Annotated in this window: 23 protein-coding genes; 5 read left to right on the top strand and 18 right to left on the bottom strand. The window is 67.5% G+C overall.

What is annotated here, in order from left to right; genetic code table 11:
* Nucleotides 1–40: 40 nt before the first annotated feature.
* Nucleotides 41–433: a membrane protein gene (locus VG561_RS11865; protein WP_049439957.1), complete on the bottom strand. Its 393-nt coding sequence runs from the start codon at nt 431–433 to the stop codon at nt 41–43.
* A complete protein-coding gene (locus tag VG561_RS11860) occupies nt 430–1,614 on the bottom strand; it encodes a class I SAM-dependent methyltransferase (RefSeq protein ID WP_014648426.1) in 1,185 nt (394 codons plus the stop codon). Before VG561_RS11860 ends, VG561_RS11865 begins: the two co-directional genes overlap by 4 nt.
* 59 nt (nt 1,615–1,673) lie before the next feature.
* On the opposite strand from VG561_RS11860, the gene VG561_RS11855 reads away from it, so the two are divergent.
* On the top strand, nt 1,674–2,411 hold the full coding sequence (locus tag VG561_RS11855) for a pteridine reductase (RefSeq protein ID WP_014648427.1): 738 nt from the start codon (nt 1,674–1,676) through the stop codon (nt 2,409–2,411).
* 65 nt (nt 2,412–2,476) lie between these two features.
* Here the strand turns inward: VG561_RS11855 and folK are convergent, their stop codons facing one another.
* Nucleotides 2,477–2,962: a 2-amino-4-hydroxy-6-hydroxymethyldihydropteridine diphosphokinase gene (folK, locus tag VG561_RS11850; protein ID WP_014648428.1), complete on the bottom strand. Its 486-nt coding sequence runs from the start codon at nt 2,960–2,962 to the stop codon at nt 2,477–2,479.
* Nucleotides 2,963–3,051: 89 nt separating this feature from the next.
* Here folK and VG561_RS11845 point away from each other — a divergent pair, with 89 nt between their 5' ends.
* The gene (locus VG561_RS11845; RefSeq protein ID WP_423179614.1) at nt 3,052–3,795 is read left to right on the top strand and encodes a 20S proteasome subunit A/B; all 744 of its coding nucleotides are present in this window, start codon (nt 3,052–3,054) and stop codon (nt 3,793–3,795) included.
* Between the two features lie 74 nt (nt 3,796–3,869).
* Here the strand turns inward: VG561_RS11845 and VG561_RS11840 are convergent, their stop codons facing one another.
* The 4 genes from VG561_RS11840 to VG561_RS11825 form a co-directional block, all read right to left on the bottom strand.
* Complete coding sequence (locus VG561_RS11840) at nt 3,870–5,381, bottom strand: ATP-binding response regulator (RefSeq protein ID WP_046432552.1); 1,512 nt, start codon at nt 5,379–5,381, stop codon at nt 3,870–3,872.
* A 4-nt stretch (nt 5,382–5,385) separates the two neighbouring features.
* Nucleotides 5,386–5,826, bottom strand: a complete 441-nt coding sequence (locus VG561_RS11835) for a response regulator (protein ID WP_005411057.1) — start codon at nt 5,824–5,826, stop codon at nt 5,386–5,388.
* On the bottom strand, nt 5,823–7,640 hold the full coding sequence (locus tag VG561_RS11830) for a sensor histidine kinase (RefSeq protein WP_142235163.1): 1,818 nt from the start codon (nt 7,638–7,640) through the stop codon (nt 5,823–5,825). The genes VG561_RS11835 and VG561_RS11830 overlap by 4 nt, the downstream gene beginning before the upstream one ends.
* Before the next feature lie 192 nt (nt 7,641–7,832).
* Nucleotides 7,833–8,216 carry a BON domain-containing protein gene (locus VG561_RS11825; RefSeq protein WP_014648433.1) on the bottom strand — a complete coding sequence of 128 codons (384 nt, stop codon included), beginning with the start codon at nt 8,214–8,216 and terminating at the stop codon, nt 7,833–7,835.
* A 170-nt stretch (nt 8,217–8,386) separates the two neighbouring features.
* Between VG561_RS11825 and VG561_RS11820 the strand changes: the two genes are divergently transcribed.
* Complete coding sequence (locus VG561_RS11820; protein WP_423179613.1) at nt 8,387–9,430, top strand: oxidoreductase; 1,044 nt, start codon at nt 8,387–8,389, stop codon at nt 9,428–9,430.
* 320 nt (nt 9,431–9,750) lie between these two features.
* On the opposite strand, the gene gnd is transcribed toward VG561_RS11820, so the two are convergent.
* The 7 genes from gnd to VG561_RS11785 form a co-directional block, all read right to left on the bottom strand.
* A complete protein-coding gene (gnd, locus tag VG561_RS11815; protein ID WP_014648435.1) occupies nt 9,751–10,656 on the bottom strand; it encodes a phosphogluconate dehydrogenase (NAD(+)-dependent, decarboxylating) in 906 nt (301 codons plus the stop codon).
* Between the two features lie 10 nt (nt 10,657–10,666).
* Nucleotides 10,667–11,920, bottom strand: coding sequence for a hypothetical protein (locus VG561_RS11810; protein WP_423179612.1), 1,254 nt, complete (start codon nt 11,918–11,920; stop codon nt 10,667–10,669).
* Between the two features lie 2 nt (nt 11,921–11,922).
* A complete protein-coding gene (locus tag VG561_RS11805; protein WP_423179611.1) occupies nt 11,923–12,519 on the bottom strand; it encodes a DUF2242 domain-containing protein in 597 nt (198 codons plus the stop codon).
* A 214-nt stretch (nt 12,520–12,733) separates the two neighbouring features.
* Nucleotides 12,734–14,911 (bottom strand): carboxy terminal-processing peptidase, encoded by a 2,178-nt coding sequence (locus VG561_RS11800; protein WP_014648438.1) that lies wholly within the window; start codon nt 14,909–14,911, stop codon nt 12,734–12,736.
* 247 nt (nt 14,912–15,158) lie between these two features.
* On the bottom strand, nt 15,159–16,169 hold the full coding sequence (lipA, locus tag VG561_RS11795; protein WP_032960206.1) for a lipoyl synthase: 1,011 nt from the start codon (nt 16,167–16,169) through the stop codon (nt 15,159–15,161).
* Nucleotides 16,170–16,186: 17 nt separating this feature from the next.
* Nucleotides 16,187–16,897 carry a lipoyl(octanoyl) transferase LipB gene (gene lipB / locus VG561_RS11790; protein WP_014648440.1) on the bottom strand — a complete coding sequence of 237 codons (711 nt, stop codon included), beginning with the start codon at nt 16,895–16,897 and terminating at the stop codon, nt 16,187–16,189.
* Nucleotides 16,885–17,163 carry a YbeD family protein gene (locus tag VG561_RS11785; protein WP_005411067.1) on the bottom strand — a complete coding sequence of 93 codons (279 nt, stop codon included), beginning with the start codon at nt 17,161–17,163 and terminating at the stop codon, nt 16,885–16,887. Before VG561_RS11785 ends, lipB begins: the two co-directional genes overlap by 13 nt.
* Before the next feature lie 352 nt (nt 17,164–17,515).
* Here VG561_RS11785 and VG561_RS11780 point away from each other — a divergent pair, with 352 nt between their 5' ends.
* Entirely contained in the window at nt 17,516–18,574 is a 1,059-nt protein-coding gene (locus tag VG561_RS11780) for a lipid A deacylase LpxR family protein (protein ID WP_168708239.1), read from the top strand.
* A gap of 341 nt (nt 18,575–18,915) precedes the next feature.
* Here VG561_RS11780 and VG561_RS11775 read toward each other — a convergent pair whose 3' ends face one another.
* The 3 genes from VG561_RS11775 to mltB form a co-directional block, all read right to left on the bottom strand.
* On the bottom strand, nt 18,916–20,136 hold the full coding sequence (locus VG561_RS11775; protein ID WP_014648443.1) for a D-alanyl-D-alanine carboxypeptidase family protein: 1,221 nt from the start codon (nt 20,134–20,136) through the stop codon (nt 18,916–18,918).
* 100 nt (nt 20,137–20,236) lie between these two features.
* Nucleotides 20,237–21,505, bottom strand: coding sequence for a septal ring lytic transglycosylase RlpA family protein (locus VG561_RS11770; RefSeq protein WP_069117853.1), 1,269 nt, complete (start codon nt 21,503–21,505; stop codon nt 20,237–20,239).
* A complete protein-coding gene (gene mltB, locus VG561_RS11765; protein WP_032957863.1) occupies nt 21,502–22,647 on the bottom strand; it encodes a lytic murein transglycosylase B in 1,146 nt (381 codons plus the stop codon). Before mltB ends, VG561_RS11770 begins: the two co-directional genes overlap by 4 nt.
* Nucleotides 22,648–22,692: 45 nt before the next feature.
* Here mltB and VG561_RS11760 point away from each other — a divergent pair, with 45 nt between their 5' ends.
* Nucleotides 22,693–23,013 (top strand): hypothetical protein, encoded by a 321-nt coding sequence (locus VG561_RS11760; protein ID WP_414615787.1) that lies wholly within the window; start codon nt 22,693–22,695, stop codon nt 23,011–23,013.
* A 323-nt stretch (nt 23,014–23,336) separates the two neighbouring features.
* Here the strand turns inward: VG561_RS11760 and rodA are convergent, their stop codons facing one another.
* Nucleotides 23,337–24,431: a rod shape-determining protein RodA gene (gene rodA / locus VG561_RS11755; RefSeq protein WP_049406772.1), complete on the bottom strand. Its 1,095-nt coding sequence runs from the start codon at nt 24,429–24,431 to the stop codon at nt 23,337–23,339.
* Nucleotides 24,432–24,503 lie beyond the last annotated feature (72 nt).

Raw genomic sequence — 24,503 nt, 5'->3', positions numbered from 1 at the left:
TTTGGGAGGAAGCCGAGCATGGGTCGGCTCTACAGGAACTTTACCCGCGCCAGCGCAGCAGCAGATCGCGCAGCGGGGTCAGTGCCGTAGCCAGGCCGGCCAGCACGCCGATCATGTTGGCCAGCGCGTCCATCGGATCGGCCATGCGGTCATCGGTCAATGCGCCCTGCGCGAACTCGATGCCGATCCCCATCAGCACCAGGCCCACGCCCACACACAGCAGCGGACGTCCGTGCCGGAACAGCTGTACCGCGCTGCCAGCCAGGATGAAATAGGCGAGGAAGTGCTCACCCTTGTCGCCGTTTTCCGGCAACGGAATCGGTGGCGGTGGGATCAGGCAGACCACGATCACCAGCAGCACCGCGCTGAACCACAGTGCGGCCCACAGCCGCGGCCGCCGCAGCGGCTTGATCAGCGGCAGTGCATCGCTCACAGGCGCCAGCTCAGGTCACCCAGCTCGAAGGCGGGCTCGAAGTCGACGCCGCGCTGCAGGCCGATCGCCTGGAAGCGCTCCCCCATCTCGGTCGGCAGGGTCAGCTTCTTCACCTGGTCGCGCAGCTGGATGCGGCCGACCTCATCAGTGCGCTCCTCGGCCAGCGACAGCACCTGGTCCAGGCCGTTGCCGAGCAGGAAGCTGGCCTGGCTGCAGTAGCCCGCCAGCTCGAAACCGCCGTGCATGCCGGCCTCGGCCATCGCAGTGAAATCCACCGACGCGGTGATGTCCTGCAGCCCCGGCCAGCGGTGCACGTCGTTGTGCACGTGGTGGCGGTAGAACGCGCGTACGGTGCCCTCATCGCGGTCGTGCTGGTAGAACTCGCCACGGTTGTAACCGTAGTCGATGAACAGCATCGCACCGCGCTGCAGGCCGCCCGCCACCGCCTGCAACCAGTACGGCAGCTGCGGCAGCACCTCGGAACGGTAGCCCTCGGCGAAGGGGCGCTCCAGGTAGCGCTCGATGTGGCGCACCGCACCGTTGAGCAGGATGTCGGCCGGCTGCGCACCACGGATGAAGTTGCCTTCGGCGTCCAGTTCCACGGTTTCCTCGTAGACCTCGCCATCCCGGATCAGGAAGCGCGGCGTCGGCAGCGCGTCGATCACTTCGTTGGCAAACACCACGCCCTCCCAGTCCTCTTCGAACGGGCGATCGACCCAGTCCACGCGTGCGGCCAGCTCGGCCGGCAGGTTCTGCTGCAGGCGCTGTTGCTGGCGCTCGCGCAGGTCGGCGCTGGGTTCGAGGATGGCGTAGCGCGACGGCAGCGCGTCCAGCTCGGCCAGGCGCAGCAGCACCGCTTCGGCGAAGGCGCCGGTACCACCGCCCAGTTCCAGCATCCGCGCCTGCGTACCCAGCTGGGCGAACACCGGCGCCAGCGCGTTGGCCACGCTGCCGGCGAACAGGCTGCCGAGCTCGGGCGCGGTGGTGAAGTCGCCACTGCCGCCGAATTTGCTGGCGCCGGCGCTGTAATAGCCCCAGCCGGGGGTGTACAGGCACAGCTCCATGAAGCGGGAGAACGGCATTGCCCCGCCCTGCGCAAGGATTTCGGCGCGCAGGGCAGCGGCCAGCTGGTCGCTGTGGGCCAGGGCATCGGCTTCGGGCAGGGGGAAGGTGGGCTGCATGGCGTCTTCGAATGCGGTGACAATGGTGCACAGGATAGCCGAGCCTTGGAGGACCCTCGATGAGCGATACCCACCCCGTGGTCCTGATCACCGGCAGCGCGCGCCGGATCGGTGCGGCCATCGCCCGCCAGTTCCACGCCTGTGGCTGGTCGGTGGTGCTGCACGCCAACACCTCCAGCGCCGAGCTGCAGCAGGCTGCGTTCGATTTCGACAACGTGCGCCCGGGCAGCGTGCTGGCCCTGCAGGCCGACCTGCGTGACGCCGACGCCCTGGCCGATCTGGTCGAACAGGCCGTCACCCACTTCGGCCGCCTGGACGCGCTGGTCAACAACGCCTCCAACTTCTTCCCCACCCCGCTCGGCCAGGTCACCGCCGAGGCGATGGACGCGCTGTATGCGGTCAATGCACGTGCGCCGCTGCTGCTGTCACAGGCGGCAGCGCCCTACCTGCGCCGCCAGCAGGGCTGCATCGTCAACCTCACCGACCTGCACGGCACCGACCCGATGCGTGACCACATCGCCTACACCATGGCCAAGGCCGCGCTGGAGATGGCAACGCGCGCGCTGGCGCTGGAGCTGGCGCCGAAGGTGCGGGTCAATGCAGTAGCGCCGGGTGCGATCCTGTGGCCGGAACAGGGCAAGGATGATTTCGCCCGCGAAGCGCTGCTGGCACGCACGCCTTTGGCGCGGATCGGTACCGTCGAGGAGATCGCCGAGGCGGTGTATTGGCTGGTGGCCGAGGCCAGCTTCGTCACCGGCCACACCCTGCGCGTGGATGGCGGGCGTACGGTCAGCTGAAAGGTTGCCGGGGTCCACAACGGGGTCAGATGCCTTTTCCCGGCGGGAAAAGGGATCTGACCCCGTCACTCCAGATCCACCACCTCGAACGCCTCGCCAAACTGCGGGTGCGCGCGCCACAGCGTGGCCAGGTCCTGGCCGCTGACCGGGTCGATGAAGCCCGGCGCGATGTCGGCCAGCGGCTTCAGCACGAACGCGTGCTTCAGCTCCGGCCGCGGGATGCGCAGGTGCCCCGGGCCTTCCAGCACCAGGTCGCCATAGAACACCACGTCGATGTCCAGGGTCCGGTCGGAGAAGCGCGGCCCGCTGCGGTCGCGACCGTGCGCGTCTTCCAGCGCGTGCAGCCAGTCGTCCAGTTCCTGCAGCGGCAGATCGGTCTCGATCGCCACCGCATTGTTGAGGAAGGCCGGGCCATCGAAGCCGACCGCGGCGGTACGGTAGGCCGGCGATACCTGCAGCGCGCCGAAGCGCTCGCGCAGGGCCGCCACCGCGGCGTGGAGGTAGCGGCGGGGCTGGACATTGCTGCCCAGGCTCAGGAGCACGGTCGTCATGCGGTTCAGGTGGCAGCAATGGGGGCGTGGACATGCCGTCGTCACGGCGGCCTGCCTACAATCCGGGATGCACATGATAGGGCACCGACATGACCTATTGCGTTGGAATCGAGGTGGACGAGGGCCTGGTCTTCGCTGCCGACACCCGGACCAATGCCTCGCTGGACGATGTGCGCGTGCACCGCAAGCTGCACGTGTTCGAGTATCCCGGCCAGGCAGCCTACGTGCTGATGGCGGCTGGCAACCTGGCCACCACCCAGCTGCTGGTGTCGCGTCTGGGCCGCGACGCCGCAGAGCGGCGCGTGCCCAACCTGCGCGACATGCCCCACCTGTTCGAAGCCGCCGAGTACGTCGGCCAGCTGCTGGTGGACAGCCAGGTGCACAGCAACCACAGCGAACATGGCCACGATGGGGTCAATACCCAGGCCACGCTGATCTTCGGCGGGCAGATCGCCGGCGAGCGCCCCGGGCTGTACATGATCTATCCGCTCGGCAACGCCATCGCCGCCTCGCCGGAGACGCCCTACCTGCAGATCGGTGAATCCAAGTACGGCAAGCCGATCCTCGACCGCATCCTCAGCCCGGCCACGCGCCTGGAGGATGCCGCACGCACGGCGATCGTCTCGTTGGACTCCACCATCCGTTCCAACCTGTCGGTGGGCCTGCCGATCGACCTGGCGCTGCTGCGCGACGGCGAACTGCGCATCGGCCAGCAGCTGCGGCTGGGTGCGGATTCCACGCTGTATGCGGACATCCACCAGAACTGGTCGCGGCGGCTGGAACAGGCAGTGGACGCCCTGCCGCGCTTCCCCTGGGAACCTGCCGAACGGTAGTGCCGGCCGCTGGCGGCAACCGCGTTGATCCCACCACACAGGGATGCCGGCCAGCGGCCGGCACTACCGCGACATCAGCCCAGCGCTTCGGACACCGCGCGGAACACCTGCTGCATCTGCAGCGGCTTGCGCAGCACGTGCACCTGCACGCCAGCGGGAAATGCATCGGCCGCCACCTCCACCGCTGCGTCTTCCAGCACCAGCGCCGGGCCGCGATAGCCCAGCGTGGCCATCTCGCCCAGCAGCTGGCTGGCCGGCAACAACTTCGAGCCGGCGTCGGCAATCACCAGCGCCGGCATTGCCTCCTGCTGCATCCAGCGCAGCGCCGCCGGGCCATCGGAGGCCAGCTGCAGCTGATATCCCTGGCTTGACAGCGCATTGCCGAGCAACGACAGGCGCGTGGCCTCGCCATCGACCACCAGGATCGACTGGCCACTGCCCAGGGCCACCAGCTGCTCGATCGGCTCACTGCCGTCGCTGGCTTCGTGCATCGGCAAGTGCAGTTCGAAGCAGGTGCCCTGCCCCGGCTGGCTGCTGACATGGATGCTGCCGCCGGCACCTTCGACGATGCGCTTGCAGGAAATCAGGCCCAGGCCGGTGCCGTCGGCCTTGGTGGTGAAGAACGGATTGAACAGGTGCGACAGCGTGTCTGCATCCATGCCGATGCCTTCATCGGCCACGCAGATCCGCATCCAGTCCACGCCATCGCGCTGGCCGGCATGGCTGGCGGTCAGGCTCAGGCGACCGCCGTTGGGCATCGCCTGGATCGCGTTGAGCGCCAGGTTCAACATCACCTGCTGCAGCTCGGTGTAGTTGGCATCGACCACCAGGCCTTCGTCCTGCACCTGCAGTTCCAGGCGCACGGCATCGGGCACGTTGCTGCGCAACAGCAGTGCAACCGCATCGAACAGGCCATCGATCTCGATGCGCTCGCTCGGCTTGCGCGAACCGCGCACGAACGACAGCATCGATTCGGCCATCTCATGGCCACGGCGACCGCACTCGGCGATGACATCGGCCAGGTGGTGCAGCTGCGGATCCTCGGTGCGCGCCTTCAGCAGGTCCGGCATGATCAGCAATGGCTGCAGGATGTTGCGCAGGTCATGGCTGAGGCCGGCAGCAAGCAGCGACAGGCTTTCCAGGCGCTGCGCGCGCATCAGCTCGGTTTCCACCCGTGCACGCTCCACCGCGCTGCGTGCATCGCGGATCGCACGCGCCACCGCCGACGGCAGGCGCGCCGGCAGGTGCTTGATGATGTAGTCATTGGCGCCCTTCTGCAGCGCCGCCACCGCGTTCTCCTCACCCATCGTGCCGGAGACGAAGATGAAGGGCACGTCCGGCGAGGTCTCGCGCACGATGCGCAGCGCGTCATCACCGGAGAACCCTGGCATGCTCAGGTCGGACAGCACGATGTCCGGCTGGAACGCAGCCAGTGCCTGGCGCAGTTCCGCCTCGCTCTCGACACGCTCGAAGCGGGCGTCCAGGCCCGCGTCGAGCATCTGTTCGGACATCAGCTCGGCATCCTCTGGTGAGTCTTCCACCAGCAGGATGCGCAGCGCCCCCAGGGCGGGACCGGTCAGGGGCATGGGCTCACTCGAGTTCCGGTGCCTGGTTGATCAACGCCCAGAACTTGCCCAGGGTCTGCACCGCGCCGAAGAACTGGTCCACGTCCACCGGCTTGACCACGTAGGCGTTCACGCCCATGTCCCAGCTGCGGGCCAGATCGCTTTCCTCGCGCGAGGACGACAGGATCACCACCGGCAGGCGCTTGAGTTCTTCATGCTCGCGGATCTGCCGAAGCACTTCCAGGCCATCCATGCGCGGCATCTTGATGTCCAGCAGCAGCACCGCCGGCAGGCCTTCCTCGCGATTGGCGAAGGCGCCGCGGCGCAGCAGGTAGTCCATCACTTCCACGCCGTCTTCGACGTGCACGATGGGATTGGCCAGACGCGCCTCTTCCAGGGCATCGATCGCCATTTCGGCATCCGCCGGGCTGTCTTCGGCGAGAAGAATGGTGCGCAGAGTGGTCATGCAGAAGGCCCTTGTTTGTCCGCGTCGATCGCGGGAGGCAGGTAGAAGTGGAAGGTGGCGCCGACGTCCGGTTCGGCCTCGGCCCAGATACGGCCGCCATGGCGGGTCAGCACGCGGCGCACGCTGGCCAGGCCGATGCCGGTACCCGGGTAGTCGCTGGCCTTGTGCAGGCGCTGGAATACACCAAACAGCTTGCCGGCGTAGGCCATGTCAAAGCCTGCACCATTGTCGCTGACCGTGAACTGATGGCCGCCATCGGGCTGCGGCTGGTAGTCCACGCGGATCTTCGCCGGCTCGCGGTTGCCCGAGTACTTCACCGCGTTACCGAGCAGGTTCAGCCAGACCTGGCGGATCATGTTCTCGTCGCCCACCACGATCGGCAGCGGCGCGATGCTCCACTCCACGTGGTGCGCATGGCCGCTGTTCTCGGCCTCGGCCTGCAGGTTGGCATCGAGCATGGCGCGGGTATCGGCCACCAGCGACTGCATGTCCACCGCCTGCTGGCGCATCGCTGCGCGGCCCAGCCGCGAATAGACCAGCAGGTCGTCGATCAGCGCCGCCATGCGCCGGGCCGAACTGGAGATCACCTCCAGGTAATGCCGGCTCTTGTCATCGGCGGCGTCGCCGAGGTGGCGCGACAGCTTGTCGGAGAATCCGGCCACGTGGCGAAGCGGCGCACGCAGGTCATGCGAAACCGAGTAGCTGAAGGCTTCCAGCTCGCGGTTGACCTCGGACACCTGCGCGACCTTGCCCTCCAGCTGGCGGTTCAGCTCTTCCACGCGCAGCTGCACTGCGCGCTGCATGGTGACGTCGCTGATGGTCAGCAGCACCACTTCGTCATCGGTGTCGGGCAGCGGCATGCGCCGTGCGTTGAGCAGCATATAGCGCACCATGCCAACGGCGGTACGCTGCTCATGCTCGAAGTCCCAGAGTTCGCGGCCACGCGACAGCACATCGGCCAGGCGCTGGCGCACCACCGGATCCCGCCAGGCGCCGTCGCCGATGTTTTCCAGCAGCAGGCCATCGGCGCGCTCGTCCTGCAGGTCATACAGTTCGGCGAACGCCGGGTTGTGCAGCTGCACGCGCAGGTCGCGGTCGAGCAGCACAATCGGTTCGCGCACGGTCTGCAGCACCGACGCCGCGCGTGCGGCCGAGCGCAGCGATTGCCGTTCCGCATGCAGGCGGCGGCCGATCTGCCGCTGCAGCAGCCACAGCACCAGGCCGAGCAGGGCCAGCTGGATCGCCAGCGAACTCCACGACACCAGTTCGGTCTGCTTGCGCTGGCGCGCGGCCTGCTGGGCGCGCAGTGCCAGCAGATTCTGCTCGCTGGCCTGCAGCTCCTCCACCAGGCCACGGATCGGATAACGCGTGCTCAGGTCCTGCACCAGCTCACGCTGGTCGGAGTTCGGTTCGGACCGGGCCAGCTCGCGGGCAAGCGCCATGCGGCCTTCGAGCATCGATTCGATCCGACCAATGCGGATCAGCTGATCGGGATTGTCACGCGTCATCCGGCCCAGTTCGGCCAGGCGCCCGGGGATCTCGTTGGCCTTGGCCATCCGCTCGCGCAGGCCGGGCGCATCCACGCCCTTGGACAGGGTCAGGGCGGCGGATTCGACGTCGCGCACATCGGCCTGCAGCTGTTGCAGCGCCACACCAACGGACTGGGTGTGGTTGACCCAGGCCATCGCCTCTTCGCTGTCCTGCTGCAGTTTGCGCAGGGTCAACCACGGCACCACGATGATCGCGGCAGCCGCCAGCGCCAGGGCCGGCAACCGCCAGCGGTCCCAGATGTCGTCACTGAAAACCAGCGCCATAGTTCCTCGTCAGCACGGCCGCGGAGCGGGACCCGGGACGAGCCCGGCTGCGGCGGAACCGGCAATATAGCGCAGGCAATCACAACTCTGGAGTCCAAAGCGCGGCAGGCTGAACGGGCCCCCGCAGCCGGCCCCATACGCGAGTGGGCGCCCCCTTCGGGGCGCCCACCCTGTTCAACGGTCGGTGGATGCTCAGCGCTTGGCAGCGGCGCTGACCTTAAGCGCGGCGGCATCGACGCGGGTCACGCCCTTGATGCCCTTGGCGGTGTTGACCGCCTTGTCCTTCTCCGCCTGCGTAGCGACGGCACCGCTCAGGCTGACCACGCCGTTCACGGTTTCCACCTTGATCTCGGTGCCCGGAACGTTGCTGCTGGCCAGCAGATCGGCCTTCACCTTGGTGGTGATCCAGGTATCGGTCACCGGCTCATTGGAGTCGTGACGATCAGCATGGGTCGTCGGATGGGTGCTGGTCGGCGGGCTCTTCGCGGCCGGGTCCTTGGCGAATGCGGCCGAGGAGGACAGCGCCAGGCCCAGGGTCAGGGCGGAAGCAATCAGCGTGCGGGTGGTATTGCTCATCGTGTCGTACTCCTTCGGAATGTGCTGCCAGTCTGGACAACCCACCGTAGAGCAGGCGTGGCGTTGCGGTCATGCCGCCGTGAATCGAAACGTTTCCAATGGCAACCGTTCAGTTTTGGACGGCCAGCACCCGTCGTTTACCCTGCCCTTCCCACTGCCGGAGCCCTGCCATGCGCCCCGACCTGCAACTGGCCCTGATCGGCTACGGCCTCGCCGGCCGCGTCTTCCATGCACCGCTGATCCAGCACACCCCCGGGCTGGCGCTGCACAGCATCGTCAGTTCACAACGCGACACCCTGCTGCGGACGTTCAGCGATGTGCACGTGCGTGCCACGCCGCAGCAGGTATTCGATGATCCGGCCGTGGATGCCGTAGTGATCGCCACGCCGAACGAACAGCACGCGCCACTGGCCATCGCGGCGCTGGCGGCAGGCAAGCATGTGCTGGTCGACAAGCCGTTCGCGCTGGATGTGGCCGAAGCGGAAACGGTGCTGGCTGCGGCACGCGATGCCGGGCGCATCGCCACCGTGTTCCAGAACCGGCGTTTCGATGCCGACTTCCTCACCCTGCAGTCGCTGCTGGCCGAAGGCAGCTTGGGCGACGTGGCCGAGTGCCACGCGCACTTCGACCGTTACCGTCCGCAGGTGCGCGACCGCTGGCGCGAACAGGACGGGCCCGGCAGTGGCCTGTGGTACGACCTCGGTCCGCACCTGCTGGACCAGATGCTGGTGCTGTTCGGCTGGCCCGAGGCAATCGATGCCGACCTGGCCGTGCAGCGCGAAGGTGGCGGCGGCATCGATTACTTCCACGCGATACTGCACTACCCACGGCATCGGGCGATCGTCCACGCCGGTTCCCTGGTGGCAGCGCAGACGCCGCACTTCAGTGTGCATGGCAGCGCCGCCAGCTGGATCAAGCACGGCGTGGACGTGCAAGAGGCGCAGCTGCGCCGCGGCGTGGCGCCGGGCGCACCAGGCTGGGGCATCGATCCGCGGCATGGCGAGCTGGTGCGCTGCGATACCGAAGACAACGTGCAACGCAGCACCGTCGACAACCTGCCCGGCGACTATCGCCGGTTGTATGCGCAGTTCGCAGCGGCGATGCACGGCGAGGGCGAAGCCACGGTCAGCCCGGTGCAGGCGCTGCAGCTGATGCGGTTGCTGCAGGCCGGCATGGACAGCGCGCGCGAAGGGCGGCGGATCGCGTTGGGGTGATCGGCAGGGCTGCGCCCTGCACCCGCAGAAACGGTAGTGCCGGCCGCTGGCCGGCAACCTCAACAGCAACGGCAAAAAACGGCTACCCGTGAGATGGCGGCCCCCCCCGCCTTCGACAGTTATCCGCGCCCGACGGTAGGTGTCGACCTTGGTCGACACATCAACGTGGAAGCGATCGGAGCAGGCTTCTGTAGAGTCGAGCCATGCTCGATTGGCTGCATGGGGTCAGAGCCCGTTCCGGCGGAAAGGGATCCGACCCCGATCTGCCTGGGGCCGGATCCCTTCGGCAACGCCGAAGGGCTCTGACGCCACCGCAGTGCTTACGACTTCTTGATGGCGTGGCCACCGAATTCATTGCGCATCGCCGACAGCAGGCGGTCGGTGAACGAATTCGATTCGCGCGAGCGCAGGCGTTCCAGCAGCGACAGCGTGATCACCGGCGCCGGCACATCCAGCGCGATGGCTTCGGCCACGGTCCAGCGGCCTTCGCCGGAATCCTCCACATACGGGGCAATGCCATCCAGCGAAGGATTGCGCTTGAGGGCTTCCGTGCTCAGGTCCAGCAGCCACGAACGCACCACGCTGCCGTGGCGCCACACCTCGGCCACCTGCGCCAGGTCCAGTTCCATCTCCTGCTTGCGCTCCATCAGCGCGAAGCCTTCGGCATAGGCCTGCATCATTCCGTACTCGATGCCGTTGTGGACCATCTTGGTGAAGTGGCCGGCACCGGACGGGCCGACGCGCCCCCAGCCACGATCTTCGGCCGGGGCCAGCGTGCGCAGCAACGGTGCGATCTGCTCCACCACCGACGCTTCGCCACCGACCATCAGGCTGTAGCCTTCCTGCAGGCCCCACACGCCACCGCTGGTGCCGCAGTCGACGTAGCCCAGATCATCCTCGGCCAGCGCCTTGGCGCGGCGGATCGAGTCCTGGTAGTTGGAGTTGCCGCCGTCGATGACGATGTCACCCTCGGCCAGGTGCGGGGTCAGCTGGCCCAGCGTCTGGTCGACGGTTTCGCCGGCCGGTACCATCAGCCACACCACGCGCGGCACCGGCAGCGCGGCCACGGCGGCGGCCAGCGAATCAACCACCTCCAGGCCGGCCTCGGCGGCGCGCTGGCGGGCGCCTTCGCCCGGGTCGTAGCCGACCACGCGGTGGCCGCCGCGATGCAGGCGCTGGGCCATGTTGGCGCCCATGCGGCCGAGGCCGATCATTGCAATATCCATTGTTTCACCTTCAGTTGGGGTCTAGGGTCAGGCTGCCTGGCCTGCCGGTAGCCGCGCAGTGGCGCAGCTGCGCCTCGCGCCAACGCCGGTAGAGCGTGGTATGCAGATTGTGCACCGCCAGGTCGATTGAAAACGGGGTTCGCGGGTTGCGATCGAGCAGGCGGGCGACGTGGTAGCCGATGGGACGTATACCGCGTGGATGCACATAGATCACGAACTGCTGGTAGAACGGATCGTCCAGCAGCTGGTCCATGCGCGCGAGCGTGTCGTGGTAGCGCGGCGCCAGCCGTGCGCGCAACTGCGGATCGCGCTCGAACAGCAGGCGCTCGAAGTAGCGCTGGCCGATGCGCGGGATGTCCTGCGCCAGGTTCCAGAGTTCGGCATTGCGCTGGTCGTACCAGGCCAGGCCGCCGTGCTGCGCCAAGGCCTGCGCAGCGCCCTCGCCCACAGTGACGACCACGAAGTTCTCGGCCTGGTTGCTCAGGTCATCCAGCGTACCGTTGTCGTACACATGTTCGATGAAGCCGGGCACACCCACGAACGCCTGCCGCCCCATCGCCGAGGTGCGCACCGCCTTGCCGTCGGCGAAGAACTCGCCCGCGTGCGCGCCAAGCAGGATGCTGTCGGTGGCGTGCAGCGCGAGGAAGGTGCCGATCGACAGTTCATCCGCTGCGAACTCTGTATCGAACGCAGCATCGCCATACAGCTCGCGCTGGGTGGCCAGCTGCGCGACCTGGCGGCCGACACCGCACTCGGCGCGCACGGCACCGCTGTAGAACGCCTGCAGCGCATGGCTGTTGCCCGCACTGGGCACGAAGCCACGGCCGAAACTGCGCGTACGCTGCCAGCCCTGTGCCGGCGCGCCGCGCAGACCAAAGCCGATCCAGCCCAGTTGTGGGCCGGAGAAACGGAACGTGGCATTGCCCTGCAATGCCGAGGTCGCGCGCCGCGTGGCCGCCCCCAGCTCGAAGGCATAGGCGCAGACCGTAGCAGGGTCTTCCAGCAGCTGCTGCAGCAGTGCCTGTCGTTCGCCTGCAGGCAGATCCGCCGGCCAGCGTACACGCAGGTCACCCGCTGCCTGTGCCGCGGCGAGCGAGGAACGCGTACACACCGGGCCCTTGTGTACCTGCGGTGCACGCAGCCCGGCATCCTCGAAGCGCCACCCCAACCGCTGCAGCAGACCCTGCGTACAGCCCGGGGATGGCGCTGCGACGACCCACGCGGGCGCCAGCAGCAGGGCTGCAATCAGCCACCTGCCGCGCACGCTCAGCCCTGGTCCGTGACCGCCGGTGCGGGTGCGGGCTCCGGTGCCGCCGCCGGCGATGGCGGCGGCTTGCCCGCCGCGGCCGGCAGGTACTGGTGCAGGCGCTGGAAGAAGCGACGATAGAACTCGGCATCGGTGACCGTGCTGCTGGCCACCTTCACCAGCGAGTCGTCGTTGCTGCCGAAGGGCAGCGATACCGAACCCAGCGCTCCCACACCGACACTGGCCGAGGTCGGGCTCTTCTTCAGCGCGTAGCGATCCTGCACTGCGCTGACGAACACCAGCGTCTGGCCGCCACGCGGGGCGCAGGAGATGCGCAGCACCAGCTGCTCATGGTCATCCTCGCGCGGCTGGAAGTTCTTGTTGCCTTCCACCTGTGCATCGTCGGAACGGGCGATGGCATAGCCCTGGCTGAGCAGCGTGCGGCGCGCCGCTTCGCAGGCTTCGCCCGGGCGCCCATCGACCGTGCGCGAGAAGGTATCGCCGGAATCGAAGGACTCGCGCAACACGGTGCTGTCGGCGGCACGGCCACCGCAGGCCGAGAGGATCAGGGCGCTGGTGAGCGCCACGGCGGCGCTGGAAAGACGGGAGGCCCGCATGGGTACTCCTGCGAGAACGGAAGCACCAAGGGTAGTCCCACCCCCGTGTGCGGCAGGTCGACATACCCTCCCACGTTGCTCCCGGTTCATGCACGAAAAAGGGGACGGAGGGAATTAAGTCGTTTGTGCCACAAACGACTTAATTCCCTCCGTCCCCTTTTACGCCGAGGGGCCGGCAATGCCGGCCCCTGAGGTGTCACATGCCGTGGCCGGCTCAGTCCGCCCAGCGCCCCGCGCCGGTGGACTGCGGCAGCACCTGGGCCGACAGCGGGCGGTCATTGGCCAGCAGATTGACCGCGTCAGCGAGGATCGAGGCCGACTCGCGCAGCAGCGGGTCCGGACGCTTTTCAGCGGCCTTCTCACGGGCGGCATCCTTGACGATGTCGCGCTCGTTGCCGGTCAGGCCATCGTCGCTGCTGTCGTCGGCCAGCGGGTCCAGGGCCAGGCCCAGTTCCTTGCGCTGCACCTGGCGCTCCTTGCGCTGGGCGTCCTGGCGCTCGCGCTCGGCACGACGGGTCGCCTCGTTGAGCGAGATGTACTTCTTCGCGGCCTCGGTGCGGAACTGCTCCACGTCCTCGTTCCACCACTGGAATTCCTTGTCAGTGGCGATGCGCGCGTCGTGACGGGTCTCCAGCTTCGGCAGCAGCGGCGCGAAGTTGCCGTACTGGGTGTGCGGCACGGCGGCGATGCGGGTCCACGGCAGGGCGTTGTCGTAGGTGCTTTCGCCGAATTCGGTGGCATCGACGCTGGCCGGGAAGGCCAGGTCCGGCACCACACCCTTGTGCTGGGTGCTGCTGCCGCTGATGCGGAAGAACTGGGCGATGGTCAGCTTGACCTGGCCGAAGCGCTGGGTCTCGCCGCTCGGCCAGCGATCGAGGTCGACGATGTTCTGCACGGTGCCCTTGCCGAAGCTGGTTTCACCGATCACCAGGCCACGGCCGTAGTCCTGGATGGCACCGGCGAAGATCTCCGAGGCCGAGGCCGAACCGCGGTTGATCAGCACCGCCAGCGGGCCATCCCACGCCACGCCCTGGTTGCGGTCGCTGTTGACGGTAACGCGGCCACCGGACTCGCGCACCTGCACCACCGGGCCCTGTTCAATGAACAGGCCGGTCAGTTCGATCGCTTCATCCAGCGAGCCCCCCCCGTTGTTGCGCAGGTCCAGCACCACGCCATCCAGCTTGTCGTTCTTGAAGCCGGCCAGCAGCTTGGCGACGTCGCGGGTGGCCGAGGCGTAGTCAGCGGCATTGCGGCGACGGCCTTCGAAGTCCTGGTAGAAGGTCGGCAGCTTGATCACGCCGATCCTGCGCGCCGGTTCGCCGTTGGCGGCCGGGATGCTCATGGTCTCGCCCTTGGCGGCCTGTTCGGCCAGGCGCACCTTCTGGCGGGTCAGGACCAGCGTGTGGTGCTTGCCGTCCACGCCCTCGGCGGCCGGGATGAATTCCAGCTTGACCTGGGTATCCTTGGCACCGCGGATCTTGGCCACGACGTCGTCGATGCGCCAGCCGATCACATCCTCGACCAGGCCGGACTTGCCCTGGCCAACGCCGACGATGCGGTCCCCCGGCTTCAGGGTGCCGTCCACTGCGGCCGGACCACCGGCGATGATCTCGCGGATCACCACCATGTCGTCCTGCCGCTGCAGCTGCGCACCGATGCCTTCCAGCGACAGCGACATCGCCTGGTTGAAGTTCTCGGCGGTGCGCGGGGTGAAGTAGTCGGTGTGCGGATCAACCGCGCTGGTGTAGGCGTTCATGAAGAACTGGAAGACGTCTTCGCCCTTCAGCTCGTTGACCGACTTCTCCAGCGTCGCGTAGCGCTTGTCCAGCGTCTTGCGGATGTCGTCCGGCTTCTTGCCGGCCAGCTTCAGGCGCAGCCAGTCGTTCTTCACCGACTTGCGCCACAGCTCATCCAGTTCGGCACTGCTGGCCGCCCACGGAACCTTCTTGCGGTCGTATTCGAAGCGCTCGTCGGTGGTGAAGTCCGGCTCCTGCTTGAGCAGCTTGCGCGCATAGGCCACGCGCTCGCCGACGCGCTGCTTGTAGACCGCGAACACCTGGAACGCCGGCTCCAGCTCGCCGCCACGGATGGCCGAAGAGATGTTGGCTTCGAACGGCGCGAAGCGCGCCACGTCGGCCTGGGTGAAGTACTGCTTGCCGCCGTCCAGGGTCTCCAGGTAGCGCTTGAACACGTCCTTGGAGGTGGCCTCGTCCAGCGCGCGCGGGCGGTAGGCGTAGCGGCTGTCGGACAGCAGGCCGTACACCAGCTTGGAGGTGGTCACCTGATCGGCGGTGGCCGCCGCGGGCAATGCGGGCGAGTCGGCCTTGGCCGCCAGCGCCAGCGGCGCGACCAGCGCCAGGGCCATCAGGAATGCGGGGGCTTTGAATTTCATTGACGTGCTCGAAGGCGCCTTGCCAAGGGGGAGACTGCAGGGTGTTCAGACACCACGACAGTGCCGAAAGTTGCCGGGTTTGTCATCCGGCCGCGCTCGGTGGAAAACCAGCCTAGCCGGGCCGGTGTAGCAAATTGTGAATGCAGGTAGAGCCGAGCCCATGCTCGGCTGGCCGGCAGCAAGCAGCCGAGCATGGGCTCGGCTCTACGGCAGGCAGAGGCGTGCGGACCAACGGTCCGCACCCACCTCAGGAGATGCCGGCGCCCTTGGCCTGCACGTCAGCGTGGTACGACGAGCGCACCATCGGGCCGGACGCCACGTGGCTGAAGCCCAGCGCGTAGCCGTAGTCTTCCAGCGCCTTGTAGTCCTCGGGGGTCCAGTACTTCAGTACCGGGTGGTGATGCGCGGTCGGCTGCAGGTACTGGCCGATGGTGATCATGTCCACATCGTGCGCGCGCAGGTCGCGCATGGTGGCCTTGATCTGTTCGAAGTCTTCGCCCAGGCCCAGCATGATGCCGCTCTTGGTCGGCACGTCCGGGTGCTGTGCCTTGAAGTTCTTCAGCAGGTTCAGCGACCACTGGTAGTCCGCACCCGGGCGCACGTTGCGGTACAGGTCCGGCACGGTCTCGATGTTGTGGTTGAACACATCCGGCGGGTTCTGCGCCAGGATCTCCAGCGCGCGCTCCATGCGGCCCTTGCCACGGAAGTCCGGGGTCAGCACTTCGATGCGGGTACCCGGCGACTTTTCGCGGATGGCGGTGATGCAGTCGACGAAGTGCTGGGCACCGCCGTCACGCAGGTCATCGCGGTCGACGCTGGTCACCACCACGTACTTCAGGCCCATGTCGGCCACGGTCTGGCCGAGGCTGGCCGGTTCGTTGGCATCCGGCGGCTTCGGGCGGCCATGGGCCACGTCGCAGAACGAGCAGCGGCGGGTGCAGACCTCGCCGAGGATCATGAAGGTGGCGGTGCCATGGCCGAAGCATTCGTGGATGTTCGGGCAGCTGGCTTCCTCGCACACCGTCACCAGGCGGTTCTCGCGAAGCTTGGCCTTGAGGTTCTGCACGGCGTTGCCCGAGGGAATGCGCACGCGGATCCACGACGGCTTGCGCAGCACCGGCGCGTCGGCGAACTGCACCGGCGAACGGTTGATCTTGTCACCGCCCAGCTGCTTGACCCCGGCCTGCAACGGCGCGGCGGACGGAGAGTCGCCCTGCACGATCTGCAGGGGAATGGAACGGGCGGTGGTTTCAGTCATGGCAGTTCCGGGGGCGGTCAGGCGGCCGCAGAAAGATCGGGCAGTTCCGGCGTGTGCTGCAGCAGCAAGCCGAACTGGCGGGCCAGGTGGTCCAGCAGCACCGGCTTGACGGCATCCAGCCCGGAGGGGCCGCCCAAGTCTACCACCGAGGTCACCTGCAACCCCTGATAGCCACAGGGGTTGATGCGGTGGAAGGGTTCCAGGTCCATGGCCACGTTGAAGGCCAGGCCATGGAAGGTGCAGCCGCGGCGCACGCGGATGCCAAGCGCAGCGATCTTGGCGCCACCGACGTAGACGCCCGGGGCACCCTCGCGGCGTTCGGCGCCGATGTTCCACTCGGCCAGGGTATCGATGAGGGCCTGCTCGATGCGGCACACGTAGTCGCGCACACCGATGCCCAGCCGCGGCAGGCGCAACAGCGGGTAGACCACGATCTGGCCGGGCCCGTGATAGGTCACCTGGCCGCCACGGTCCACGTGCAGCACGGGGATGTCACCCGGCGCCAGCACGTGCTCATCCTTGCCGGCCTGGCCCAGGGTGAACACCGGATCGTGCTCGACTACCCACAGTTCGTCGGCGTCGGCGTCGCTGCGCTGGTCGGTGAAGCGCTGCATGGCGCGCCACACCGGCTCGTACGCCTGGCGGCCGAGGTCGCGAACCACCGCCGGACGCGGCGCGCGGTCTTCCGGGGCGGCTTCGGCCGGGCAGCTGTCGGCTACAGCGTCCACTTCACTTCCGGGTGGTCGCGCAGTGCCTGGTGCGCCAGGTCGTACTGCTCGCGGCTCTCGGCCTTGAACACGATGCGGACGGACACGTACTTGCCGTTGGACGAATGCTTCCAGCTGATGCGTTCGTTCACCACATCGATGCCGGCAGCCAGCAGCAGACGGGGAAGCTCATGCTCCAGGCCGCGGTTGGCCGGGCCCATGGCGCTGAGCTCGAACTGGCCGGGGAACTGGAAGCCGTGGTCGGGGTTGTCGGACTTGATTTCCATGGCCCCATTATCGGGCCGCAGGGCAACAAACCCAAGAGTATTCATCAACGTCAAAGACAGCACTGGCGGCCTGCTGCGTTGCAGCTGGCCCAAAAGCGCGGGCGGAGAGCCCAACGGCAGCTGACTGGTTCTTTCGGCCCCTCACTGACCGGGGCATCGTGCGCGCGGCCTGCAGTCGCCTTCACGCCAGGCCTGCGGCGCGTGCGCGGGTAACGAATTGTGTCCGCCGGACAATGTTGTTTTCGGAACAGACAAGTGATCCCAACGTGCTCGTTCCGGCGCGCGGGCACGAGTACCGTAGCGTTGCAGAAAACGACAGAAAACCGCCCCCTTCCCCATGAGCATTCCATCCATGCATAGTGTCGCAGCCCTCGGGCTGGCCGGCCTGCTGGCCTCTGCCCTCCCCTTTGCCGCCCAGGCGGCCGAACAATGTGGCCCGGACGCGATGCGCGATCACCCGCCGCAGGTCAATTTCCGCGTCGACAACGACCTGTTCGGCGGCCGCCACCAGGACCAGGGCTATACCAACGGTGCGCTGTTGACCCTGGTCTCGCCCAATCTGGTCGATTACACCGACGACCCGTGCCTTCCACGCATGGCGCGCTGGGTGAACCAGTACCTGGAAGGCCTGCATCCGGGCAGGTTCGAACAGCAGAACATGATCTTCAGCATCGGCCAGGGCATCTTCACCCCGACCGATTTCAGCCGCAGGGACCTGATCGAGGACGACCGCCCTTACGCGGGCGTACTGATCGCAAACTTCGGTTTCAATGCGCGCAGCGGCGACCGCCTGCAGACCACCCAGCTGACGTTGGGCGTAGTTGGCCCGTGGGCACAGGGCAAGCAGGTGCAGAATGCCGTGCACGAAGTGCTGGGCGACGAGAAATTCAAGGGCTGGGACAACCAGCTGCACAACGAGCCGCTGTTCATGCTGACCCATGAGCGCATGCGCCGCTGGCCGGGTGATGCCAGCATCAATGCCGACGGCTGGGGTTGGGACGCGATCAGCCACTACGGCGGCTCGATCGGCAACCTGGAAACCAAGGCCAACCTCGGCGGTGAAGTGCGCTTCGGCTGGAAGCTGCCGGACGACTTCGGCAGCACGCCGTTGCGCCCGGCCGGTGAGAACACGGCACCGACCCGCAGCGGCCGTCCCAATGGCTGGTCCTGGCACCTGTTCGCGACCTCGGACGCGGCCTGGGTGATCCGCGACATCACGCTGGATGGCAACACGTTCCGCAACAGTCACAGCGTGGACAAGCGCCATGTGGTGGCCTACGGCGGCTATGGCGTGGCCGTGATGTACGGACGCTGGAAGTTCGCCGCTGCGCGTTACCACAGCACGCGGGAGTTCAACGGCCAGCGCCAATCGCCGGTGTTCGGCAGTTTCACCATCAGCCGCTCGCTGTAGGCGAGGGGCTGAGGGTGAAGCGGGTAGGTGCCGACCGTTGGTCGGCACACCGGTTACCGCATCGCTCGCTGCAAGTCAGGCGCTGCAGGTCGTGCCGGCCGCTGGCCGGCTGCCGGCAGTTCCGGATGAGTTGCTGGGGAGCCGGCCAGCGGCCGGCTCTACCCGCATCCGGGTGGGCTCATGCGGAGCCGGCCAGTGGCCGGCACGACCCGCATCCGGATGGGCTCATGCGGAGCCGGCCAGCGGCCGGCTCTACCCCCCGCGTGCGGGGGGAAGCGGCATCCCGAAACAGAAAAGGCCGGCATTGGCCGGCCTTTTCGTTCACCACGCCAAGGCGTGGATCATTCCGATTCCCACCACATCCAGAAGCTGTCCCACAGGCGCTTGAAGAAGCCGGCCTGCTCGACGGCGGCCACGGCCACCAGCGGTGCCTCGGCGATGACCTTGCCATCCAGCGTGACCTTCACGGTGCCGATCTGCTGGCCGGCGGTGAACGGTGCTTCCAGGGTCTTGGGCACGTCGATGCTCGGCTTCAGATCGTTGTAGCGGCCGCGCGGCACGCTCACCAGCATCGGCTGGGCCACGCCCAGCTGTACCTTGTCGGTGGTGCCCTTCCAGACCTTGTGCTCGGCCACGGCCTTGCCCGGTTCGTACAGGCGGTGGGTCTCGAAGAAGCGGAAGCCCCAGTTCAGCAGGGCCAGGCTGTCGTCGGCACGCTGCTTCTCCGACGCACCACCCAGCACTACGGCGATCAGGCGCTGGTCGCCACGCTGGGCCGAGCTCATCAGGCAGTAGCCGGCTTCGGACGTGTGGCCGGTCTTGATGCCATCCACGCTGCCATCGCGCCACAGCAGCAGGTTGCGGTTCGGCTGCTTGATGTTGCCGACCTGGAATTCCTTGATCTTGTTATACGCGTAGGTTTCCGGGTAATCACGCACCATCGCGCGGCCCAGCAGCGCCAGGTCGTAGGCGGTGCTGTGGTGGCCCTGTGCGGTCAGGCCGTGGGCGTTGACGAAGTGCGAGTCCTTCATGCCGATCTTGGCGGCGTAGCTGTTCATCAGCGACGCAAAGGCCTCTTCGCTGCCGGCCACATGCTCGGCCAGGGCGATCGCGGCGTCATTGCCGGACTGGATCGCCATGCCCTTTTCCATGTCTTCCAGGCGTGCGGTCTGATTGACCGGGAAGCCGCTGTAGCTGCCGTCGGTACCGGCGCCACCTTCGCGCCAGGCGCGCTCGCTCATCATCACCTGGTCATCTGCACGGACCTTGCCGTTCTTGACCTCGGCGGCAACCACGTACGACGTCATCACCTTGGTGATGCTGGCCGGGGCCAGCTGCTCGTGGATGTTCTCGCCGGCCAGCACCTGGCCGGTGGCGTAGTCCATCAGGACCCAGGCCTTGGACACGCTCGGGGCCGGGGCCGGCGGGGTCGCGACGGTGGCCGGGGCGGCAGCGGCGGCGGCAGGCGCCGGCGTGGCCGGGGTCGGCAGCGGCGTCTGGGCGGAAGCCAGGCCCACCACCAGGGTGGCGGCCAGGGCGGTGGCGGCGGAACGGAAATTCATTGGACAGCAGGCTCCAGGGGACGGCCGGGAATGGAGGGTGGAACGTAACGGCCATTGTAAGGCCGGGGGAGCCTGGGCCGGCAGCACCGGCCCGGGCGGATCAATCCTTGACGATCTGCGGCGAACCCAGGCCCAGACCGGCGATGCGGCCGGCAAGTTCCGCGGCACTGGCATGGTCGGTGGCAGGAACGCGCAGACGGAACAGGGTGCGGCCACCGGCGGCGATGTCGCTGATGGTCGCGCCGACGATGCCGGCAGCGTTGAGCTGGCCCATCGCACGGTTGGCGTTGTCGCGACTGGAGAAGCTGGCGACCTGCACCATCACCGCGCCCACCACCTGCTGCGACAGGCTGGGTGCCGCCGGCGTGGCGGCGACGGTGCGCACGGGTGCCGGCGCGACGGCGCGCGGCGCGGCGCTGGCGACTGCAACCGGCGCCGGTGCGGTGCTGCGCAGCGGTGCACTCGGCGGCAGGCTGCTGACCGCCACGTCCGGCACGGTGCTGGCCACGCCCTGGGTGGTGGCCGGCTGGCCGCGTGCCGGCATGCCATCGGCCGGCAGGCGCTTGACCAGGCGATCGATATCGCTGTCGGCAGTGGCGCGCGCGGTCGCTGCCGGGCGTGCACTGGCCACCGCAGCTGCCGCTTCGGCGGCACGACGCTCGCGGCGGGACGGCTTCTGCGCCAGCAGGTTGCTCTCGCCCGGCTGCAGCGCGCGCACTTCCACGTTGCCGGTACCGCGCTGGGTGATGCCCAGGCGCACGGCGGCGGCATAACTGAGATCGACCACGCGACCATCGTGGAACGGGCCGCGGTCGTTGACGCGCACGATCACCGACTCGCCATTGTCGAGGTTGGTCACGCGGGCGAAGCTGGGCAGCGGCAGCGTCTTGTGCGCGGCGGTGAACTGGTACATGTCGTAGACCTCGCGGTTGGAGGTCAGGCGGCCATGGAACTTGGCGCCGTAGTACGACGCGGTACCGCGCTCGACATAGTCGTGGGTATCGTCGAGCACCTTGTACGACTTCCCCAGCACCACGTACGGCGACTTGTTGCCGATCGCCGAGCGCTCCTCGGCGGTCACTTCCGGCTCGGGAATGCAGGCCACGTTGGGAATGTAATCCGGCGTGCTGTCACGCACGCCCGGCTTGTACAGGCCACCGGCAGTGTAGTTGCCGCGGGTGCTCAGGTCTTCCTTGGCCGCCGCGTACGGTGACCCTTCCGGGCAGTGTGCCGGGCGCGAGCCACGCCCCTGCACCAGCGTGCCGCCGGACTTGCCACCATGGCCGGCCGTGGCCGGCTTCTTCGGCGCGCTGCTGCAGGCAGCCAGCGCGAGGACGATCAAGCCTGGGACCAGCCATCTGATGTTCATGCCGGGGGCAGCTCCTGTCCGGCGATGGCCTGGGACAACTGGAACACGGCCATCGCGTACATCTTCGAGAGGTTGTAGCGGGTGATCGCGTAGTAGTTCTGGAAGCCCAGCCAGTACTGCTTGCCGGTGCTGCCTTCAAGCGTGATCGGCGTGGCGGTGGCGCCCGGCTGCACCGGCGCGCCCGGCTGGTAGCCGCGCTGCGCCAGGTCGGCCATCGTCCAGGTCGGCATCCATTCGGTCGGGTTGAACTCCTCGCGGCCCGGCGCCAGCGTGGCCGGCACGGCCACCTGCCCGCCACGCACCCAGCCGCCCTTCTTCACGAAGTAGTTGGCGATGGACGAGAACACGTCGTCGTAGCTGGTGAACAGGTCGCGGCGGCCATCACCGTTTCCGTCCACGGCGTAGTCGAGATAGCTGGACGGCATGAACTGGCCCATGCCCATAGCACCGGCATAACTGCCCTTGAGCGTGGTGATATCCAGTTTCTCTTCGTGGCCCAGCTCGAACAGCTTGGCCAGCTCATCGCGGAAGAACAGCTCGCGGCGCACTTCGCGTTCCAGCTTGGCCGGGTCGCCGCTGCGCGGGTAATAGAACGCCAGCGTGTACAGCGCATCGAGCACGCGATGGCTGCCAGCATTCCTGCCGTAGCTGGTTTCCACACCGATGATCGCGACGATCACTTCGGCCGGCACGCCGGTGCGCTGCTGCACGCGATCCAGTTCGGCGCGGTGTTCGGCCAGGAACGCGCGGCCGCCATCGATGCGCGCCTTGCTGATGAACATCGGCCGGTACTCATTCCACGGCTTGACCCGTTCGGCCGGGCGCGACATCGCGGCGATGATCGGCTGGCGCACCTGCGCCTGGTCGAGCACGCTGCTGATCTGCTCCGGCTTCAGGCCATAGCGCTTGGCGGTATCGGCAATGAAGCGGGCCCGTGCGACCTCAAACGGCACCGGGGTGAGATCGACCGGCGCCGCGGTGGCGGCGGTGGCTTCAGGCGCGGCCTCGGCCGGGCCATGGGCCTTGGCGGCGGGCTGGCGCGGCGTACTGCTGGCCTGGGGCGAAGACGGTGGGGACTTCGGCTGGGTCGCGCAGGCGACCAGGCCGAGGGTGAGCATGCAGGCCAGAGTGCGTCGAATCATCGTCGCAGGTTAGCAGGTCATGGATGAATTAAAACCCCTAACACCATGAATCACAACGATTTGCCTGCGACCAGCGGGAAATGTGAAGGCACCGTGATCGCCCTTCCCCATTCAGATGGAGGTTGCCGGTTGCGTCCCCATCCCCGCAGACGCAACCGGCGACCGGATCCGGTCGGTACCTGCGCGGCTGCCGCTCCCCAGTGGCAGTACCCCGCGCTCCCTGTACCCGTTGGATCAGTACTGCTTCCCGCCCGACGCCCCCTCGCGCTGCAACGATTGACGGCGCGCCGTGCCGAACGGGCCGCCATTGTGCAGGCCGATTACGACAAGTCCATTGATCAAGATCAACGCGGTGTAAAAGTGTGAACCAGCTAACGTTTTTTGCGGACTTTCGTCAGCGGGCGTGCTGTCGTGCATCGGTGTGAGAACGCTTCCACAACGGGCGTTGCGCAGTCAGGAGTTTCCAGCCAACGGCGCAGCCCCTCGTGGGTGGCCGCGAAAAGCAGTTCATGGGTGGGGCCGGGTAGACGGGCTGCGCAGGGGCCGCTGCAAGTACGTCCATGTAAGCTCGGTCGCCGCATCCATGCGGCTCACGCCCCTGCGCAGCCCGTCTACCCGGCCAGCCCTCAGCAATCCGGCTTTCAGCGACCCATTCCACCCACGAGGGGCTGCGCCGTTGGCTGGAAACCCTATCCCCCGTGCACGGGCCGGTGCCCGCGTACCGCCATCACCAACCCGATGCCGGCCAACAGCGAAACCGCCGATGTCCCGCCGTAGCTGATCAGCGGCATCGGAATGCCCACCACCGGCAGCAGGCCGGAAATCATTCCGCCGTTCACCAGCACGTAGACGAAGAACGCCAGCCCCAGGCTGCCGGCCAGCAACCGTGCATGCGTGTCGCGCGCGTGCACGGCAATCCACAGGCAACGCCCGACCACGAACAGGTACAGCGCGAACAGCGTCGCCACGCCGATCCAGCCGAACTCTTCGGCCAGCACCGAAAACGCGAAGTCGGTGGTGTATTCGGGGAGGAAATCCAGCGTGGCCTGGGTGCCCTGCCCCCAGCCGCGTCCCTGCCATCCCCCGGAGCCGATCGCGATGCGTGACTGCAGGATGTTCCAGCCGGTGCCCAGGGGGTCGGCCGCCGGGTCGAGGAAGGTCAACACACGATCCTTCTGGTACTGACGCAGCAGACCGAACCACGCCAGCGGCGCGGCCACTGCCAGCCCCGCCGCGCCGGTCGCCACCCAGCCCCAGTGCAGGCCCGCCAGCAACAACGCGAACACGCCGCTGGCGGTGACCAGCGTGGCGGTGCCGAGGTTGGGCTGCATCAGGATCAACACCGCCGGCGCGCCGATCAGCACCGCGGCGGTCAGTACCGTGCGCGGCGACGGCGGCAGCGGTTGCCGGTGCAGGTACCAGGCCATCATCAACGGCAGGCTGAGCTTGAGCAGCTCCGACGGTTGCAGGTAGAACACGCCGAGGTTGAGCCAGCGCTGCCCATATTTGCCGGTGCCGATCACATACACCGCCATCAGCGGCAGCATCGACAGCGCGTACAACGCTGGTGTCCACGCGCGCAGGCGCAGCAGCGAAACACGTGACAGCAGCCACATCGCCAGCAGTCCACCCGCAAAGCGCGCCGCCTGCCCGGCCACCGGCCCGGACACACTGTGCAGCACCGCCAGGCCCGCGCCCATCAGGATCAGCAATGCGACCAGCAACGGCAGATCGATCGTGCGCACTGCCTCACGGCAGCCGCCAAACAGTCGTTTCCATTCCACGCGCAGCACGCTAGCAACGGGCGCTTGCGTGAAGCTGTCAGGGTGCTTCTGATCTCCGTAGCCGGGCTGTGG

Origin of the sequence: Stenotrophomonas sp. CASM110 (assembly GCF_049384345.1) — a bacterium.
GTDB classification, from domain to species: Bacteria; Pseudomonadota; Gammaproteobacteria; order Xanthomonadales; family Xanthomonadaceae; genus Stenotrophomonas; species Stenotrophomonas muris.
The sequence above is the reverse complement of the archived record's forward strand: the minus strand, read 5'-3'. Positions and strand labels throughout refer to the sequence as shown.